The organism is Burkholderia sp. Ap-955 (genome assembly GCF_011753045.1).
GTDB classification, from domain to species: Bacteria; Pseudomonadota; Gammaproteobacteria; order Burkholderiales; family Burkholderiaceae; genus Burkholderia; species Burkholderia lata_D.
Genome location: NZ_VWWH01000121.1, coordinates 1 through 16,857, shown reverse-complemented (window position 1 = coordinate 16,857; position 16,857 = coordinate 1). Strand labels below are relative to the sequence as shown.

The 16,857-nt window shown below is 66.3% G+C and carries 13 protein-coding genes and 2 pseudogenes; 10 read left to right on the top strand and 5 right to left on the bottom strand.

Annotated elements, in window-relative coordinates; all coding sequences use genetic code 11:
• On the bottom strand, nucleotides 1-627 hold a 627-nt coding region (locus F3J15_RS37945; protein WP_345891970.1), incomplete at its 3' end, for a DUF3348 family protein.
• Nucleotides 628-742: 115 nt separating this feature from the next.
• On the opposite strand from F3J15_RS37945, the gene F3J15_RS33995 reads away from it, so the two are divergent.
• Nucleotides 743-1,954: a hypothetical protein gene (locus F3J15_RS33995; protein WP_166896723.1), complete on the top strand. Its 1,212-nt coding sequence runs from the start codon at nucleotides 743-745 to the stop codon at nucleotides 1,952-1,954.
• A gap of 87 nt (nucleotides 1,955-2,041) precedes the next feature.
• Here the strand turns inward: F3J15_RS33995 and F3J15_RS33990 are convergent, their stop codons facing one another.
• Nucleotides 2,042-2,680 carry a LysE family translocator gene (locus F3J15_RS33990; protein WP_069252865.1) on the bottom strand — a complete coding sequence of 213 codons (639 nt, stop codon included), beginning with the start codon at nucleotides 2,678-2,680 and terminating at the stop codon, nucleotides 2,042-2,044.
• Between the two features lie 150 nt (nucleotides 2,681-2,830).
• Between F3J15_RS33990 and F3J15_RS33985 the strand changes: the two genes are divergently transcribed.
• The 4 genes from F3J15_RS33985 to F3J15_RS33970 all read left to right on the top strand — a co-directional run bounded on the left by F3J15_RS33985 (nucleotide 2,831) and on the right by F3J15_RS33970 (nucleotide 6,501).
• On the top strand, nucleotides 2,831-3,295 hold the full coding sequence (locus F3J15_RS33985; RefSeq protein WP_166896721.1) for a GNAT family N-acetyltransferase: 465 nt from the start codon (nucleotides 2,831-2,833) through the stop codon (nucleotides 3,293-3,295).
• A gap of 49 nt (nucleotides 3,296-3,344) precedes the next feature.
• The gene (locus F3J15_RS33980; RefSeq protein ID WP_166896719.1) at nucleotides 3,345-3,923 is read left to right on the top strand and encodes a hypothetical protein; all 579 of its coding nucleotides are present in this window, start codon (nucleotides 3,345-3,347) and stop codon (nucleotides 3,921-3,923) included.
• 208 nt (nucleotides 3,924-4,131) lie between these two features.
• Nucleotides 4,132-5,511, top strand: coding sequence for an FAD-containing oxidoreductase (locus tag F3J15_RS33975; RefSeq protein ID WP_166896717.1), 1,380 nt, complete (start codon nucleotides 4,132-4,134; stop codon nucleotides 5,509-5,511).
• Nucleotides 5,512-5,598: 87 nt separating this feature from the next.
• Nucleotides 5,599-6,501 carry a LysR family transcriptional regulator gene (locus F3J15_RS33970; RefSeq protein ID WP_166896714.1) on the top strand — a complete coding sequence of 301 codons (903 nt, stop codon included), beginning with the start codon at nucleotides 5,599-5,601 and terminating at the stop codon, nucleotides 6,499-6,501.
• 99 nt (nucleotides 6,502-6,600) lie between these two features.
• On the opposite strand, the gene F3J15_RS33965 is transcribed toward F3J15_RS33970, so the two are convergent.
• A complete protein-coding gene (locus F3J15_RS33965; protein WP_166896712.1) occupies nucleotides 6,601-9,591 on the bottom strand; it encodes an amino acid adenylation domain-containing protein in 2,991 nt (996 codons plus the stop codon).
• Between the two features lie 282 nt (nucleotides 9,592-9,873).
• Here F3J15_RS33965 and F3J15_RS33960 point away from each other — a divergent pair, with 282 nt between their 5' ends.
• Nucleotides 9,874-10,863, top strand: coding sequence for a zinc-dependent alcohol dehydrogenase family protein (locus F3J15_RS33960; RefSeq protein ID WP_166896709.1), 990 nt, complete (start codon nucleotides 9,874-9,876; stop codon nucleotides 10,861-10,863).
• A gap of 56 nt (nucleotides 10,864-10,919) precedes the next feature.
• Here the strand turns inward: F3J15_RS33960 and F3J15_RS33955 are convergent, their stop codons facing one another.
• Complete coding sequence (locus F3J15_RS33955) at nucleotides 10,920-11,813, bottom strand: SDR family oxidoreductase (protein WP_166896707.1); 894 nt, start codon at nucleotides 11,811-11,813, stop codon at nucleotides 10,920-10,922.
• A 95-nt stretch (nucleotides 11,814-11,908) separates the two neighbouring features.
• Here F3J15_RS33955 and F3J15_RS33950 point away from each other — a divergent pair, with 95 nt between their 5' ends.
• Together F3J15_RS33950 and F3J15_RS33945 are read left to right on the top strand one after the other, a co-directional pair.
• On the top strand, nucleotides 11,909-12,766 hold the full coding sequence (locus F3J15_RS33950; protein ID WP_166896705.1) for a helix-turn-helix transcriptional regulator: 858 nt from the start codon (nucleotides 11,909-11,911) through the stop codon (nucleotides 12,764-12,766).
• Between the two features lie 817 nt (nucleotides 12,767-13,583).
• The gene (locus F3J15_RS33945) at nucleotides 13,584-15,656 is read left to right on the top strand and encodes a Na/Pi symporter (RefSeq protein WP_166896703.1); all 2,073 of its coding nucleotides are present in this window, start codon (nucleotides 13,584-13,586) and stop codon (nucleotides 15,654-15,656) included.
• Nucleotides 15,657-15,697: 41 nt separating this feature from the next.
• Here the strand turns inward: F3J15_RS33945 and F3J15_RS33940 are convergent.
• Nucleotides 15,698-16,018 (bottom strand): annotated as a pseudogene (locus F3J15_RS33940) (PhoU domain-containing protein); the annotation flags it as partial.
• Between the two features lie 28 nt (nucleotides 16,019-16,046).
• Here F3J15_RS33940 and F3J15_RS33935 point away from each other — a divergent pair.
• Entirely contained in the window at nucleotides 16,047-16,265 is a 219-nt protein-coding gene (locus F3J15_RS33935; protein ID WP_166896701.1) for a hypothetical protein, read from the top strand.
• Nucleotides 16,266-16,555: 290 nt separating this feature from the next.
• Nucleotides 16,556-16,857, top strand: a pseudogene (locus F3J15_RS33930) (CynX/NimT family MFS transporter); the annotation flags it as partial.

Below are 16,857 nucleotides of genomic sequence, written 5' to 3'. Positions count from 1 at the left end.
GATCGCCTGCGCGAGCTCGTGGCGCACGCGCGCGCAGTCGCGCTCCGCGTCGTAGCCGCGCACGCCTGCCGCGACGCCGGGCGGGCTCGCGTTCAGCGCGGACGACAGCGTGATCGCGTCGGTCCAGCCGAGCCACTGGCTCAGCCGGTCGGACAGCGTCTGCCGGGATTCCGCGACGTCGGCGTCGGCCAGGCGCGCGAGCAGCCGGACGAGCGCCGGGCCGCTCAGCGCCGGGCGCGGAGGTGCTTGCACCATGCTGCAAACCGTCAAAAAAGGCAGCAGTTTACACGCCGCCGGGCGGTCGGCCGCCAGAATCGGGGAACCGGCGCCGATCGGCGCAGCGTGCGACACACGCGAACGCCCGCCGCGCAAGGCTCGGCGGGCGACCGGGGGCTGCTGCGGCGGCGGTCCTGCCGGGCCCTTGCCCTTGCCCTTGCCCTTGCCCTTGCCCTTGCCCTTGCCCTGGCCCTCGCCCTCGCCCTCGCCCTGGCCCTGGCCCTCGCCCTTGACCTCGCCCTGGCCCTGGCCCTGGCCCTCGCCCTTGACCTCGCCCTTGACCTCGCCCTTGACCTCGCCCGCCGCCCGCCGCCCGTCCATCGCAAAATATCGTCCGACGATACCTGCCACGTTGCACTAACATCAAAGCACCCGTCGAGCCACGCGTGCCGGCCGCGGGCGGCGCCGCCGAGACCGGGCGCCACCGACCCACGAACAACAGACGGGCCCGGCCCGACCGCACACGATGCTTGCCAATCTCGTCACGCGCCTGCGCGACCTTTTCGGCAAACCGCCGACCCCGCAGGCCTTCGCCGAACGCCTGATCGCCACGCTGCGCGCATCGGGCGACACACGCACCTGGCGCCACGAGGACGAGAAGGGCTGCCTCGTCCAGTCGGATGTGCCGTCGAACATCATCAACCTGCACAACCTGTTCCACGACTACGCGGCCGCGAAGCCGTCCGAGCGGGACACCGTGCTGAAGCGCCAGGCGAACGCGATGCTGCAGCACGAGATCCCGACGAATTTCGCCGCCGCGCGCGCGAAGCTGCGCCCCGTGATCCGCAGCGCGACCGAGCGCTACGTGACGGCGCTGCAAACGGCCGGGCAGTTCGGCATAACGGAGCTGGCGTTCCGGCCGCTGTGCGAGAACATCGAAATCGGCATCGCATACGATGGCGAGCTCAACATCGCGCGCCTGCCGACCGCGACGCTCGACCAATGGGGCGTCTCGTTCGACGAAGCCTGCGACATCGCGATCGGCAACCTGCGGGCCGAATCGTCGACGCCGTGGGCCGCGCTGCCGAACGGGGTATTCCTGTCGCAATTCGACGACTCGTACGACGCGGCGCGGCTGCTGCTGACCGACCTGCTCCACCGGCAGCCGATCGCCGGCGCGCCGGTCGTGATGGCGCCGAACCGCGCGGTGCTGCTGCTCACCGGCGACCGCAACCCGGCCGGGCTCGCCGCCATGGTCGACCTCGCCGAACAGGCGCAGGCGCAGCCGCGCGCGCTGCCGCCGCTGATGCTGCGCTGGAACGGCGCCGCCTGGCGGCGCTTCGTGCCGGCAGGGCTCGAAGCGAAGCTGCATGCGCTGCGCATCGGCGAGCTCGCGGGCGACTACCAGGATCAGCGGATGCTGCTCAGCGACGTGCATGAGCGCGACGGCACCGACATCTTCGTGGCGACCTACTCGGTGTACAAGCGCCAGGACGGCAGCCTGTTCAGCGTCGGCGTATGGAGCGAAGGCGTGCCTTCCCTGCTGCCCGAGACGGATATCGTCGCGCTCCATCGCGGCTCGACGGGGCAGTCCGCCTACGTGCCGATGGCCGAACTGCTGCGCACCTGCGGCGACCTGATGACGGCCACCGGGCATCGCCCGGTGCGGTATGAAGTGAAGGAATTTCCGGACGACGCGCGGTTCGCGGCGCTGCTGGCGCGGTTCAGCGAAACCTGACGCCGATGCGCGTTCGCGCGGCGCGCGCCGACGGCCGGCCACGGGAATGGCCGGCCGCCGTGCGATGCAAATCGGGAATGGAAGCGGTCAGATGCCCGCTTTCGGGGCGTTCAGGATCAGTCGCAGCCCGAGCAGCGTGATCGCGCCGGCGGCGATGCGGTCGACCCACTTCTTCGCGCGCAGGTAGAGCTCGCGCGGCCGGCGCGTGGAAAAGCACAGCGCAACGATCGTGTACCAGCCGAACTCGACGCCGAACACGAGCGGCGGCAGCGCCAGATAGCACCACAGCGGCGGATGCTGCGGGAGCAGCGCCGCGAAGATGCTGCCGTACCAGATCGCCGTCTTCGGGTTGCTGAGCTGGGTCGTCAGGCCCGTCCAGAACGACTTGCGCGCGCTGCCGCCGGCCATCGCCTGCGGATCGTCCATCGCGATCGGCCGGTCGGCGCCGCGCCAGATCTTCGACGCCATGTAGATCAGGTACGCGCCGCCCGCCACCTTGAGGCCCACGTACAGCCATTCGACGGCCTGCAGCAGCGTATAGAGCCCGGCGAGCGCGACGCCGCCGAACACGATGCCGCCGATGCCCATGCCGAGCGCGGTGGCGAGCCCGTCGCGACGCGACAGCCCGATCGAATTGCGGGCAACCAGCACGAAGCTCGGGCCCGGAATCATCGCGCCGAGAAACAGCGCAGCCAGGATGGCGAGTACGGCGGCCGATGCAGTCATCGAAGTCTCCTTGGTGAGCGACGCTCAATCGCCAGCGCCTGCGTGTCGTTTCCGATGGTCGAGTCGCTGATTCTGGCACGCTTCGCGCATGGCCGAAACCGGTTTTGCGCTGCTATGCTGGCCCTCTTTCCCGTCATTCGCGCCGCCCCCATGATCGAGATTCGCGCCGCCCGCTATCCCGACGACGCCCGTGTCGTCGAGGCGATCTTCCGCGAGTACATCGCCAGCCCGACCGTCAGCCTCGAATTCCAGGACTACGAGCCCGAGATCGCCGCGCTGCCCGGCAAGTACGCGCCGCCGCGCGGGCTGCTGCTGCTCGCGTGGCAAGGCGAGCGCGCGGTGGGCTGTGCGGCGTTTCGCGAGATCGACGCGACGACGTGCGAGATGAAGCGCGTCTACGTGCGCCCCGAAGCGCGCGGGCTGAACCTCGGCCGCCAGCTCGTCGAACGGCTGCTGCGCGACGCGAAGGCGGCCGGCTATGCGCGCATGTGCCTCGACGTGCTGCCCGAATTCGTCGCCGCCAGGCAACTGTATGCGTCGCTCGGCTTCACGCCCGCGCCGCCCGTCGCGTTCAACCCGGTGCCGGGCACCGAGTTTCTCGGGCGGGACTTGTAACCTCCACGCCATCGGCTCCTCTTTCCTCCTTTCGACCGGACACCCCGTGATGCGCGTTTCCCGCCTGCCCTTCGTGCTCCTCCCGCTGCTCGTCGCGTTTTCGTTCAACGCCCGCGCCGGCGACCTGCCGAAATCGGTCGCCGCGCAGTTGCCGCCCGGCTACCAGCCGCTGCTCGCGCATGCCGGGCCGGATCTCGACAACGGGCGGCACAGCTTCCTCGTCGTCGTGCATCGGGCAGTCGATACGCGTGAGCAGCCGTCGCCGCGTCCGCTGCTGATCTTCGAGGAACAACCGGATCACGCATTCCGGCTCGTCGCGCGCAACGACCAGGTCGTGCTGCGCGCGAACGAAGGCGGCCAGTGCGACCCGTTCGATCCCGACGATGTCGCCGACAACGGCTTCGCGATCAAGGGCCGCTATTTCACCGTGCAGAACGTCGTCGCGTGCGGGCAGCACTGGAGCGACTACGTGACGTTCCGCTACGACCCGCGCACGCACGGATGGCTGTTTTCGAGCCGGATCGTCACCCAATCGTTTCCGCTCGACGACCAGCCCGACCACGTCACCATCACGCGCGCGGACGCGCACCGGCCGGTGTCGTTCGGTCAGTGGCAACGCAAGGACTGACGCGCCCGGTGCAACGCGCTGAGACCGGTTGCATCGCACCCCGGCCGGCGCGGACACGGCCGGATACCGTCACGTCCCGCCTCTCCCGCGCTCGCGAGCGCACGCCAACGGGACTACCATGAACGCTTGCCGTCGCACGACCGTGCGCCGGCCTCGCACGCGGCTCGCCCGCACGCGTTCCCTCGCTGCACCCGCACTGGAGGACGACATGACGCAACACTTCGACGCGATCGTCATCGGCACCGGTCAAGCCGGGCCCCCACTCGCCGCGCGGCTGTCCGGCGCCGGGATGAAGGTCGCGATCATCGAGCGCGGCCGCTTCGGCGGCACCTGCGTGAACACCGGCTGCATCCCGACCAAGACGCTGATCGCGAGCGCCTACGCCGCGCAGCTCGCGCGGCGCGCCGGCGAATACGGCGTGTCGGTCGGCGGCCCCGTCAACGTCGACATGAAAGCCGTGAAGGCGCGCAAGGACCAGATCTCCGGCCGCTCGAACCACGGCGTCGAGCAATGGGTGCGCGGCCTCGCGAACACCACCGTGTTTCAGGGTCACGCCCGCTTCGAGCAGGCCAACACGGTGCGCGTGGGCGACGACGTGCTCGAAGCGGAACGCATCTTCATCAACGTCGGCGGGCGCGCGCAGGTGCCGGCCATGCCGGGCCTCGACACGGTGCCGTACCTGACCAACTCGACGATGATGGACGTCGACTTCCTGCCCGAGCATCTCGTGATCGTCGGCGGCAGCTACATCGGGCTCGAGTTCGGCCAGATGTATCGCCGCTTCGGGTCGAAGGTCACGATCGTCGAGAAGGGCTCGCACCTGATCCGGCGCGAGGACGAAGACGTGTCGCAGGCGGTGCGCGAGATCCTCGAGAAGGAAGGGATCGACGTGCAGCTCGACGCGACCTGCCTGAGCGCGCGGCGCGACGGCAGCGGCATCGCGGTCGGCCTCGACTGCGCGGGCGGCGGCCGCGAGGTCGCGGGCTCGCACCTGCTGCTCGCGGTCGGACGCGTGCCGAACACCGACGATCTCGGGCTCGACCGCGCGGGCGTCTCGACCGACGCGCGCGGCTATATCGAGGTCGACGAACAACTGCGCACAAACGTGCCCGGCATCTGGGCGCTCGGCGACTGCAACGGGCGCGGTGCGTTCACGCACACCGCGTACAACGACTACGAGATCGTCGCGGCCAACCTGCTCGACAACGATCCGCGCAAGGTGTCCGATCGCATCGCGGCGTATGCGCTGTACGTCGATCCGCCGCTCGGCCGCGTCGGCATGACGCTCGCGGAAGCGAAGCAGACCGGCCGCCGGCTGCTCGTCGGCACGCGCCCGATGACGCGCGTCGGCCGCGCGGTGGAAAAAGGCGAGAGCCTGGGCTTCATGAAGGTGATCGTCGACGCGGACAGCCACGCGATCCTCGGCGCATCGATCCTCGGCGTGACGGGCGACGAAGTCGTGCACGGGATGCTCGACGTGATGGCCGCCGGCGCGCCGTACACGACGATCAGCCGCGCGATGCACATCCACCCGACCGTGTCGGAGCTCGTGCCGACGTTGCTGCAGGATCTGCATCCGGTCGAATGACAGGCGGCGGGCGGCGGTGCATCGGCGTCGCCCGGGGTGGCGAGCGGTATGCGAAGATGGCCGCTCGCCACGACACCCGGGAACGCCATGGACCGCCTGCAAGCGATGCAGATCTACGTACAGATCGTCGAACGCGGCAACTTCACGCAGGCCGCCGACGCGCTGCAACTGCATCGACCGGCCGTGACGAAAGCCGTGCAGCAGCTCGAGCAGGAACTCGGCGTCCGGCTGCTGAACCGCAGCACGCGCCGCGTCAGCGTGACCGCCGAAGGCGAGGCGTTCCACGCGCGCTGCGTGCAGTTGCTCGGCTGCATCGACGACGCGTTCGCGTCGTTCCCGAAGCAGCGCGCGATACCGAAAGGCCGGTTGCGCATCGACATCGCGCTCGCGCTGGCGAAGACAGTCGTGATTCCGGCCCTGCCCGATTTCCAGCAGCGCTATCCGCAGATCGAGCTCGTGCTCGGCGCGGGCGACCAGCCGGCCGACCTGATCGGCGAAGGCATCGACTGCGTCGTGCGGGTCGGCAAGCTGAAGGATTCGAGCATGGTCGCGCGCACGGTCGGCGCGGTGCCGATGGTCACGTGCGCGTCGCCCGGCTATGTTGCCCGCCACGGCTTGCCGCGCACGCTCGACGATCTTCGTGCGCATCGCGCCGTCAACTTCTTTACCGGCAGCAATCGCAAGGTGCTCGAATGGACGTTCCGCCCGAACGGCGAAACGGTCGCGGTGAAGCTCGCGAGCAGCGTGCTGACCGACAACTCGGAAGCGCTGCTGTCCTGCGGGCTGGCCGGCCTCGGCATCGTGCATGCGTTGCGGCCCGCGCTGCAGCCGAGCATCGACTCCGGCCAGCTGATCGAACTACTGCCCGGCGTGCCGGCGGAGCCGAAGCCGGTGTCGGTGCTGTACCCGAACCGCGCGCATCTGCCCGACAAGGTGCGCGCGTTCATCGACTGGTTGACCGAGCTGTTTGCGCGGCGTTATCCGATGTAGCGCGGATCACTAACGCGCGCGAACGCAGTCGATGAAGTGACTTCACCGGCAGCGGGCAAAAAAGCGACTTGCGCCCTCCACACAGCCGCGTTGTCGCGCTCACCCCGCAACCCGATGGCCGATCGACCGCTCCATGTACCGCGCAAGTTGCTCGCGGGAAAATGCCGGCTGCGCGATGCCACTGCCTTCGAGAAATTCGATCACGTTGCGGCAGTCCCACACGTAATTGTTCTGATACAGCTCGGCCGTGGACATCCCGTCGCGAATGTTGTCGTCGAACAGGCTCAATAGCGGATAGAGCGGTGCGTCGATATCGGTCTTCCACGCATCGCGCCATTCGCGGAACGGCACGACCCGGAATCGCAAGCCGAAGTAGCGTTCCAGCCTCGAGAAAAACTCTCGAAGCGTGAGGTTGGCCTCAGGCGAATTGATCAGATTGAATTTCCGCCCCAGCGCTGCCGGATTACGCGAAATCCACGCAAGCGCTTTCGTCATGTAGTCCACGCTCGTCAGCCCTTCGCGCAAGTCCTGCAGGTCGGGCACGGTGCCGAGCGCCATGCACGTCTTCACCAGCCGCCCCCACCATTGATAGTCGGCGCTGACGCCGGTCTCGCCATGAAACGTCGCATAGCCAAGACGGAACGTCATCAGCGGCAGGCCGTGCTGCGCCGCCAGGTCGGCCATTTTTTCCATCACCCATTTGCTGCGCGTATAGCCGATGTCCTCGAGCACCGCCGGCAGGTTCTGATCGATGTCGTCCGCTTCGGTCATCATGGCCTTGCCGGTGAAGCGGTGCCCCCAGCTGTACACCGAGATCGTCGACAGCAGGATCAGCGCCTTGGTGCGCCGGCACCCGGCGAAAGCGAGGATTTGGGTCAGGCCGTCCACGTTGATCTTCTTCATGAACGAATACGGCTGGATGAAATTGACCGCGCCAGCCGAGTGGTAAACGATGTCGATTTCGTCCGCCAGCGCCGCGTAGCGGCGCTCGTCCAACCCGAAGCGCGCCCGCGTGAGATCGCCCGCCCACACGCGGATGCGGGATCGCTCGTCCGGCCCGAGGTTCACGTCGTAGGCGCGCAGCTTTTCGTCGATCCGCGCACGCCCTGCGGCAGCATCCTCCGCCCGCACCAGGCAATGCACGATCGCCGACGTCGTCGCGAGCAGTTCGGCCAGTAAATGAACGCCGACGAACCCCGTGGCGCCCGTCAGCAGAATCGTGCGCGGGCGCGCCAGCAGTGCGACGTCGAAGGCGCCGCTGAAATCCGCCTGCTCCGGCACGCGGATATCGTTCGCGAGCACATAAACGGGCTCGCGGTCGATCTCGAGCGCCGCCGCGACACGCCGCTCGATCTCGCCTGCGAGCCCTTCCACCGACAAGTGCTCGTAGACGTCACGGATCAGCATCTTCGTTCCCGTCGCATCCGATAGCGCCCTGGCAAGCTTCGCCGTCAGCAGTGAATTACCGCCGATGTCGAAGAAGCTGTCGGTCTTGAGAAACGACGCATGGCCGGTCAGCGAGACGAATGCATCCGCCACGATCCGCTCGACGGCGGTATACGACTCCCGCTCGGTCCGGTTGCGCAGTTCGTCGTGGTAAAGCTGTTGCAGCGCGGCCCGGTCGGTTTTGCCGTTCGCCGTCACGGGGATATCGTCGAGCAGCACGTGACCGACGGGCCACATGTAATCCGGCAGGTATCGCCGCACGCTTGCCTTCAGCGTGTCGACGACACGCTCGGGCGGCGCAGCGGGATCGCTCGGCACGACGAACGCAACCAGTTCCTTGCCGGTTCCGGCAATGCGGGGCAACGCCAGCACCAGCGCCTTGCGTACCATGTCCGCTCTGGCGAGCACCGCCTGAATTTCGCTCAGTTCGACCAGATTGCCGCGAATCTTGACCTGATCGTCCATACGACCGAGAAACTGGATCGAGCCGTCGTTCAGCCGGCGCCCGAGATCGCCCGTGCGATAGATGATCCGATCCGGCCGTTGCGGATGCGGACGGAATTTCTCGCGGGTCAACGCAGGATTGTTCAGGTAGCCGCGCGCCAGGCCCGGCCCGCCGATGCAGATCTCCCCGACGTCGTTCTCTCCCACCGCTTGCCGCGCATCGTTCAGGATCAGAATCTCGGTATTGCCGACCGGGTGTCCGATCGATGCCGGACGGCCAAGCGTCGCGCTCGGAACGACGTGACACGTCGCGAAGATCGTCGCCTCGGTCGGCCCGTAGTAATCGACCACCGTGTAACTGACTCGATCGGTATCGACCGGATCGAGCTTTTCGCCGGCCGTGAACAGATACTCGAGCTTCAGGTCCGCCGGCTGGCCGACACCCACCACGTCGGCAACCATCACGGTGGGCACGTACGCATGCGTGATCCGGTGACGGGTGAAGAAACCGACGAGCGCATCGGCATCGAAACGCGTTTCGTCGTCCGGCAGAAACAGCGTCGCCCCCGCGCAGAGTGCCGACCAGATTTCCCACTGCGATACATCGAAGCCGAGGCCCGCCATCAGCGTCGCGCGGCTTTCGGCATTCATCGAAAAACGCGCGTTGTGCCAGCCGACGAGCGTGGCCACGGCGGCATGTTCAACGATGACGCCTTTCGGCGCGCCGGTGGAGCCGGACGTGAATATCACGTAGATCGCGCCATCGGGCGTATCGGCGCGTTGCGTCGCATGCACGTTGTCCCGATCGGGTCGCCGCACCGACAGGTCCGCCACACTGATGAACGGAATGGCCGCCTCCCGCGGCGTCGCGCGAGCCGTCAACACCAGCGACGCATTGCATTGGTGCAGGATGAGGGCCTTGCGGGCGTCGGGATAGCGTTCGTCGATCGGGACGTACGTCGCACCGGCCTTCAGGATGCCGACAATGCCGACGATGAAGTCGGCATTACGCGCCGCCTCGATCGGCACCAGGCTGCCGCGCCCGATGCCCCGGTCCCGCAATGCACCGGCCACCGCGTCGCTCCGACGATCCAGTTCGCGGTAACTCAGGCACGCTTGCTCCGACACCACGGCCGACGTGTCTCCTCCGACGGCCGCGAACATCTGAAACTTCTCGAGCACATTCGATTGAGTCGTCATCGTTTTTATTCCTCATATCGAAACGAACAAATCCCAATATAGATTTGAATGAATAAAAAGCAATTCTGCGCACGAGATGGCTGGCTGCTGAAACGAAAGACGAAACGATGAAGATGTTTGATGCGATCGACGAAGCATTCGACGATGCACCGGGCCCGGTAACCGTTCTCGTCGATTGTTATTCATCGAATAACAATCAATGATCCCGCCGCGCGTTTCTCCGGTGCTGGTACCCGCCTACAGTGCTCCTTCATCGACACCCGTTCATTGAAGGAGCAACCCATGTCCCGCATCGTTCGTTTCCACCGCGTCGGCGGCCCCGACGTCCTGCAGATCGACACCGTCGACGTACCCGCACCGGGCCCCGACGACATCCAGCTGCGCGTGAAGGCGATCGGCCTCAATCGCGCGGAAGTCATGTACCGCACCGGCGAATACACGTTCATGCCGCGCTTGCCGGCGGCGCTCGGCTATGAGGCCTCGGGCATCGTCGCGGCGGTCGGCCGCAACGTGACGGCGTTCGCCGTAGGCGATGCGGTGAGCGTCGTGCCGGCGTTCTCGTTTGCCGACTACGGGATGTACGGCGAGGTCGTCAACGTGCCCGCGCATGCGGCGGTCCGGCATCCGGCGAGCCTGTCGTTCGAGGAAGCGGCCGCGACGTGGATGATGTTCGTCACGGCCTGGGGCGCGCTGATCGAACTCGGCGGGCTGCAGCGCGGCGACGCGGTCCTGATCGGCGCCGCGTCGAGCAGCGTCGGGCAAGCGGCGATCCAGATCGCGAACCACGTCGGCGCGGTGCCGATCGCGCTGACGCGCGGCGAATCGAAACGCCAGGCACTGCTCGACGCGGGTGCGAAGCACGTGATCGTCGGCAGCCCTGCCGACCTGCCGCAGCAAGTGGCGGACCTCACCGGCGGCACCGGCGCGCGCCTCGTGTTCGACCCGGTCGGCGGCCCTGATGCCGCGAAGCTGCTGCGCGCGCTGGCCACGAACGGCACGTTCTTCCAGTACGGTGCGCTCGACACGCGCGACATCCCGGTTCCGGTGATGGACCTGCTCGCACGCCACCTGACGCTGCGCGGCTACGAGCTGTTCGAGATCACCGGCGACGCGCAGCGGCTCGAGCGCGCGAAGCGCTTCATCGTCGACGGGCTCGCAGCCGGTGCGCTGAAGCCGCTGATCGATCGCACGTTCGCGTTCGACGACATCGTGGAAGCGCATCGGTACATGGAAGCCGGTGCGCAGGTCGGGAAGATCGTCGTCACGGTGTGAACGATGCGAGGCGGGCGTGCCGCTTGTCTGTAAACAGCGGCACACCCGCCCCCCGTTCAGCTTTCGAAATACCGCGGCCGGTCGATATCGGCCAGCAGCCCCGGCTGCGTCGGCGCCCAGTCGAGCGATGCACGCGTGCGCTCGCTCGTGGCCGGCGCATCCATCCCCGCGAACATCGCGAACCAGCCGAAGTGTTCGCCGGCTTCAGCCGCCGTTTTCGCGACGACCGGCACGTTCAGCCGCCGGCCGATTACTTCCGCGATGTCCCGGAACCGCACGCCGGTATCGTCGACCGCGTGATAGCGCGCGCCGGCCGCACCGCGTTCGATCGCGAGCCGATAGACGCGCGCCGCATCGAGCCGGTGCACGCCCGGCCAGCGGTTGCCGCCATCGCCGAGATAGGCCGATACCCCCTTCTCCCGCGCGAACGCGATCAGGCGCGGCACGAAACCGTGATCGCCGTCGCCGTGCACCGACGGCGGCAGGCGCACGACCGACGCGTGCACGCCGTGCGCTTCCAGCGCGACCGCGGTCGCTTCGGACGCACGCGGATAGGTCGACGACACCGGCACGTGCGGATCGTCCTCCGTCGCCGCGCGCCCGGGTGCGACGAGCGCGAGGCCCGACGTGACGACCAGCGGCCGCGCCGAGCCCGCGAGCACCGCACCGATCGTCTCGATCGCGCGGCGGTCGAGCTCGCAGTTCTGCGCGAAGCGCGAGAAGTCGTGATTGAATCCCGTATGGATCACCGCATCGGCGGCTTCGGCCCCGCGCGTGAGGCTGTCGAGATCCTCCAGCGACCCGCGATGGACATCGGCGCCCGCTGCCGCGACCGACGACGCGGCCGCATCGGACCGCGCGAGACCGAGCACCGAGTGCCCGGCAGCAATGAGTTCGGCCACGACGGCAGCGCCGACGAAGCCCGACGCTCCAGTAACAAAGACACGCATGTTCAACACCTCCGAATAGCAGGGAGGCTTACTATCTGTCGATCGCCGCGCACCGTGAAGTCGTGACGGTTTACCGGTAAACGAACTAACACGCTATGCCTGACGCCCCTGACAACCTGCTCGGCGCATACCTTCGGGCCCGCCGCGAGAAACTCGACCCGGCCGCGCTCGGCCTGCCGGCCACGCGCCGCCGTACGCCGGGCCTGCGGCGCGAGGAAGTCGCCCAGCGCGCGCACGTGAGCACCGCGTGGTACACGTGGCTCGAACAGGGGCGCGGCGGTGCGCCGTCGGCCGACGTGCTCGACCGGCTCGCCCGCGCGCTGCTGCTGAACGACGCCGAGCGCGAGCACCTGTTCCTGATCGGTGTCGGCCACCTGCCGGAAGTGCGCTATCACGCAGCCGACCATGTGTCGCCGCGCGTGCAGCACGTGCTCGATTCGCTCGACGCGAGCCCGGCGATCGTGCGCTCGGCGACGTGGGACGTCGTCGCGTGGAACGACGCGGCAGCCGCGACGCTGACCGACTATGCGACGCTGTCGCCGGAACGGCGCAACATCCTGCGGCTCATCTTCGTCGATCCGCACGTGCGCGGCGTGCAGGCGAATTGGGAACGCGTCGCGCGGTTCGCGGTGGGCGCGTTTCGCGCCGACGTCGCGCGCGGCGGTGCGACGCAGGCCGTTCAGGCATTCGTCGACGAGATGCGCGCGGCGAGCGCGGAGTTCGACGCGCTGTGGCGCGACCACGATGTCCGCTCGCACGAAGAAGGAACCAAGGAGATCCACCATCCGGCCGTCGGGCGCATCGCGCTCGAATACTCGGCGTTCGCGGTGAGCGGCCGGCCAGACCAGACGCTCGTGATCTTTACGCCGGAAACGGCGGCCGATCGCGCGCTCGTCCGGTCTCTGGTGGCCGCGCGCGCGCAAGCGTTGGCCGAGCAGATGCCCGTCGCATGACTTTCCCCCCCCAAGTCGGAATACACAGTTGAGTCCATCAACGCTTCAATGGACGTGCCCGCTCGTCAGGGGAACGTAGCTGCCGGGAATTGGAGACGGTGCGACTCACGGGGAAACGCTCACGACGCACTGTATGAATATACCGATAGTCTGGCGCAAGTTTTCGAGATTGCTACGGCCGTGTCCCCTTGATTTCGATGCACTTAATCCGGCCGGCCTCCCAAACAAAATCCTTCCTGCCCGGTCTTTCCGTCGTTCTGGCTTGCTGAATTGACGTTGGCGAGCCACCTCTGAAGACTGCCGACGAAGCGAGCGTTCTGCCCCCTTCTGGCTGTACTCGTCCATGTGTCGCATCGCGTGTTTCAATTTCGAAACGAACCCATGCGTCAGCAAAGCAGCGTGCTTGACCGGCTCGTGACGGTCACGCCACCGCGCGGTCGCTGGGCGCGCCTAGTAGGGCAATCCACGTAGGTCGTTGCGTGAGAGATGCCAGCCTGTATCAATGCTGAAACACATTCATCCGCCCAACGAGTTCATCTCCGTATTTCTGGTTTCAAGTCGCTACGTGCGCCCAACGTGCATGGATGGCACGCCCCTTGCGTCAAGGTTCATGAAGCATCGATGCGGGGGACCGTAGTTTGGCGATCGAAGTCATCGGGGACGGTCGCGTAACTGGATCGATGGTTCGATCGCGCGTTTTCCCGTCGCGACAGGAGGCACCTGAACTCACAGTCCTACGGACCGGTTACAGGCGTGAGCAAACTGCAATACGGGGAACGTTGCAAGGGCAACCTGTCAGCGTCGAGAAACCAGAATCATGACATTCACATTCACGCTGATCGATCTCGCTGGTTCGATTGCACTGGTGCTGCTCGGCACGCAGATGCTTCAGACCGGCATGCAGCGCGCATTCGGCGCTGGCCTGCGATCGCTGCTGGAACGGGCGCTTTACGGACGACTCCCTGCCTTCTTCGGCGGTATGGGCGTAACGGCAGTGCTGCAAGGCAGTTCGACGACTGCAGTCATGACGGCGGAATTGACTGCGCAGGGGCGCGTCGGCCTGGTCCCGGCGCTGGCTGTCATGCTGGGCGCGAACGTGGGTACGACATTGATAGTGCAAGCGCTTTCGTTCGAAGTCGAAACCTTGTCGCCTGCCCTGATACTCGTTGGCATGCTGATGTTCCGCAAGGTATCGAACACACGTGCCCATGAGTTGGGCCGCATGTTCATCGGTCTGGGCCTGCTGCTGCTCGCACTGCACCATCTGCAGGAGTTGATGACAGACTACGAGGACGCGCCGAGTCTTCGGCTGCTGCTGAGTGACGCAGCCACCGTTCCGCTGATCGACGTCTTGCTGGCGGCTGGCCTGACCTGGGCCGCCGATTCAAACGTGGCAATCGTTCTCCTGATCATGTCGCTCTGCGCGCAGAACGTCATTCCGCCCGATACTGCTTTCGCACTGGTGCTCGGTGCAAACCTGGGCGCAGCCATCCACCCGGTTCTGGAGGGGGCGGCAACGCACGATCCGGCATCCCGGCGCCTGCCGGTCGGCAATCTGCTCGTTCTGTCGATCGGCGTGGTGATGGTGCTCGGGGCACTGACGCCGATCGGCTGTGTCATGGTCAGGATCGAACCGGACAATGCGCGGGTGGTGGCCGATTTTCATACGCTGTTCAACCTCTCACTGGCCTGCCTGTTCCTGCCACTGCTTATCCCGTACGCAGACCTGTTGACCCGACTGCTTCCTTCGCCCGTGAAGGTCTCTGACGCGCCCGAATCGCAATACATTGATCCGCTCGCAGGACAGATGCCCGAGATCCCGCCCGGCACGGCGGCCCACGATGTGCTTCCCGTCGCCTATAGGCAATACGGGATACGCTCACGAGCTCATGCCGCATCGATCGTACATGCTGGAATGCCCGTCGCGGAAGTCCGCACCCGCGACGACGTTCTGGATAACGTCAGGATTGCGCCCCGGACATCCCTGACGTTTCCCGATGCCGGGCAACTCGCTGGCTTTGATGGACGGTACCCGCACGAAGGCCGTGACCGGCTACAGGAGGACGCGCAACATCGCGTCGAGATCCGGGAGTGCGCCGGCCACGCGTTGGAGTGCATCGATACCGATGGCAACACGCAGACGTACTACCCAGCGAAATCGCTGTGGCTCACCCTGCAGGACATTCAGGTTGTCAGGCGACTGGAGCCGGCAGGCGGGACAACCCATTCGACGCTTTCGACCTATGTCCAGGGGACTGCGAGTCTGGACGATTGCTGTTTGGCGATCATTGGCAAAGCGCAAAACAACACTCGCACGATACACATCACCTTCGCGGCTCGCGAAATCGGCGTGACTGAACGGCGCGGCCTTCGCGAATTGCAGGATGAACTGGGCATCGCCTTGTCGGACGATCCGCTTGGCACGGCAAGGCTCGGCTACAACGAGTCCGACGACGAGATGCAGGAGCCGGCCCAGTGGTGGGCGTTGTGCGACGTGCCGGCGAGCAGCATGCAGGCGCTTGCCGACGGTGTCGAGGCACGGCAGGTTACCGCGGTCAAGACAGGACTGTGCCTGCGGGGCGTCTACACGTCGATCCCGTCTGGTGCTGCGCCGACTGGTGGGTTCCGCGCGTTCCTGAGACCCGGGAAAGATGGCAGCACATTGGAGGCGTCGGCAACTGCCAGCGGATATGTGGTGTATCTCGCCATCGATCTCCCGAAAGTCAGCCTGCCGGGAGAGAGCCGGTCAGCACAGGTGCCCGTGCGCACGGACGACAGGAGTCCAATCGGGGCGCTGACGGAAAAGCTCGATAATGTGTTCACCGGCTTGAAGTGGCTCGCTGCGCTGGTCGCGATCCTTGTTGTTGTGCTCCTGCTCAAATGGCGGTGACAACCCACGAGCCCAGAGTCACCGCATCCTTAACCGCGCTTTCATTTGCGCAGGGCTTCTTGCTCGATTTGCTCGCGTGGCATGTGCCGGATATCCGCTCCCTTGACGATATAAATGACGAGCTCAGCCAGGTTCGTCGCATGGTCACCGATGCGTTCGATAACCGATGCGATGGCCAAGTAGTCAAGCGCGGCGGAGATGACACGAGGGTCCTCGGCCATGTACGTCACCAACTTGCGCATGAATCCACGGTATTGATCATCGATCGCATCGTCGTGCAAGATTTTCGCTGCGGCACTGGTATCGAGTCGTGCGAATGCGTCGAAGGCATGGCGCAGGATGGCTGCGGCCATTTGACCGGATCGGTCAACAACCAAGTACAGGGGCGATATGCTGAATCGTGAAGATGTGCCCGCTGGGCCGATCTGGGGGGTGATCGCAGGTGTCTTTTTGGTGGCTGCTGGGGTGGGCCTCGACGTCGCCTCAAAACTCCTGAATAGCTCCGGCGAGTTCGACGAGTCTTCTGCCATTGGTGTCATGATGTGTGGCGTACTGCTCACCGTGTACGCCGGTCATGAAGTGACGCGCAAAAAGCACCACCGATACTGAACGAAGCCGACACTGCCTAGTTGGTTCCGCGATTGCGGGTCGCACATCGGGACGCTCAGCAGCAAGTCATCAACGCAATTGGCCGACTATCGCGTGCTGCCAGGGGCTTGGGCAACTTTTGTTGGCCAGCCGCCGGCGCCGGCCTCCCCATCCGTCCCCGTCACCCCGTGCGAACCCATCGCATTCCGCACTGATTCCCAGTCGAATATTTAATTTTCACCTGGCGTAGCGCGCGCTTACTCTTTCGGCATCGCATCACAGGGCCACCGGCCCCTCCCTGGAGCATTCCGATGTCCGACCCCGGCACCGCGCAAGCCGTCCACCGTCCGCATGCGGCGTCCGTGTCCTATGGCGCGCTCGCGCTGCTGGTGCTGGCCGGCCTCAACCTGCGTCCGTTCCTGACCGCGTTCGGCCCCGTGCTCGACGTCGTGCGCGCCGACACGGGCCTCGGCTTTCGCGCGGCCGCGCTGCTGACCGCGCTGCCGTTCGTGCTGATGGGTGTCGTCGCCGGGGTCGGCGTCGGGCTCGCGCGGCGCGTCGGCGAGCAGCGCGCGCTGACCGTCGCGCTGGCGCTGATCGCGGCAGGCTGCAC

Bases quoted from the DNA above. Each gene is read 5' to 3' on its own strand.
- F3J15_RS33995 (WP_166896723.1), top strand. From the start codon at position 743: ATGCTTGCCAATCTCGTCACGCGCCTGCGCGACCTTTTCGGCAAACCG.
- F3J15_RS33990 (WP_069252865.1), bottom strand. From the start codon at position 2,680: ATGACTGCATCGGCCGCCGTACTCGCCATCCTGGCTGCGCTGTTTCTC.
- F3J15_RS33985 (WP_166896721.1), top strand. From the start codon at position 2,831: ATGATCGAGATTCGCGCCGCCCGCTATCCCGACGACGCCCGTGTCGTC.
- F3J15_RS33980 (WP_166896719.1), top strand. From the start codon at position 3,345: ATGCGCGTTTCCCGCCTGCCCTTCGTGCTCCTCCCGCTGCTCGTCGCG.
- F3J15_RS33975 (WP_166896717.1), top strand. From the start codon at position 4,132: ATGACGCAACACTTCGACGCGATCGTCATCGGCACCGGTCAAGCCGGG.
- F3J15_RS33970 (WP_166896714.1), top strand. From the start codon at position 5,599: ATGGACCGCCTGCAAGCGATGCAGATCTACGTACAGATCGTCGAACGC.
- F3J15_RS33965 (WP_166896712.1), bottom strand. From the start codon at position 9,591: ATGACGACTCAATCGAATGTGCTCGAGAAGTTTCAGATGTTCGCGGCC.
- F3J15_RS33960 (WP_166896709.1), top strand. From the start codon at position 9,874: ATGTCCCGCATCGTTCGTTTCCACCGCGTCGGCGGCCCCGACGTCCTG.
- F3J15_RS33955 (WP_166896707.1), bottom strand. From the start codon at position 11,813: ATGCGTGTCTTTGTTACTGGAGCGTCGGGCTTCGTCGGCGCTGCCGTC.
- F3J15_RS33950 (WP_166896705.1), top strand. From the start codon at position 11,909: ATGCCTGACGCCCCTGACAACCTGCTCGGCGCATACCTTCGGGCCCGC.
- F3J15_RS33945 (WP_166896703.1), top strand. From the start codon at position 13,584: ATGACATTCACATTCACGCTGATCGATCTCGCTGGTTCGATTGCACTG.
- F3J15_RS33935 (WP_166896701.1), top strand. From the start codon at position 16,047: ATGCTGAATCGTGAAGATGTGCCCGCTGGGCCGATCTGGGGGGTGATC.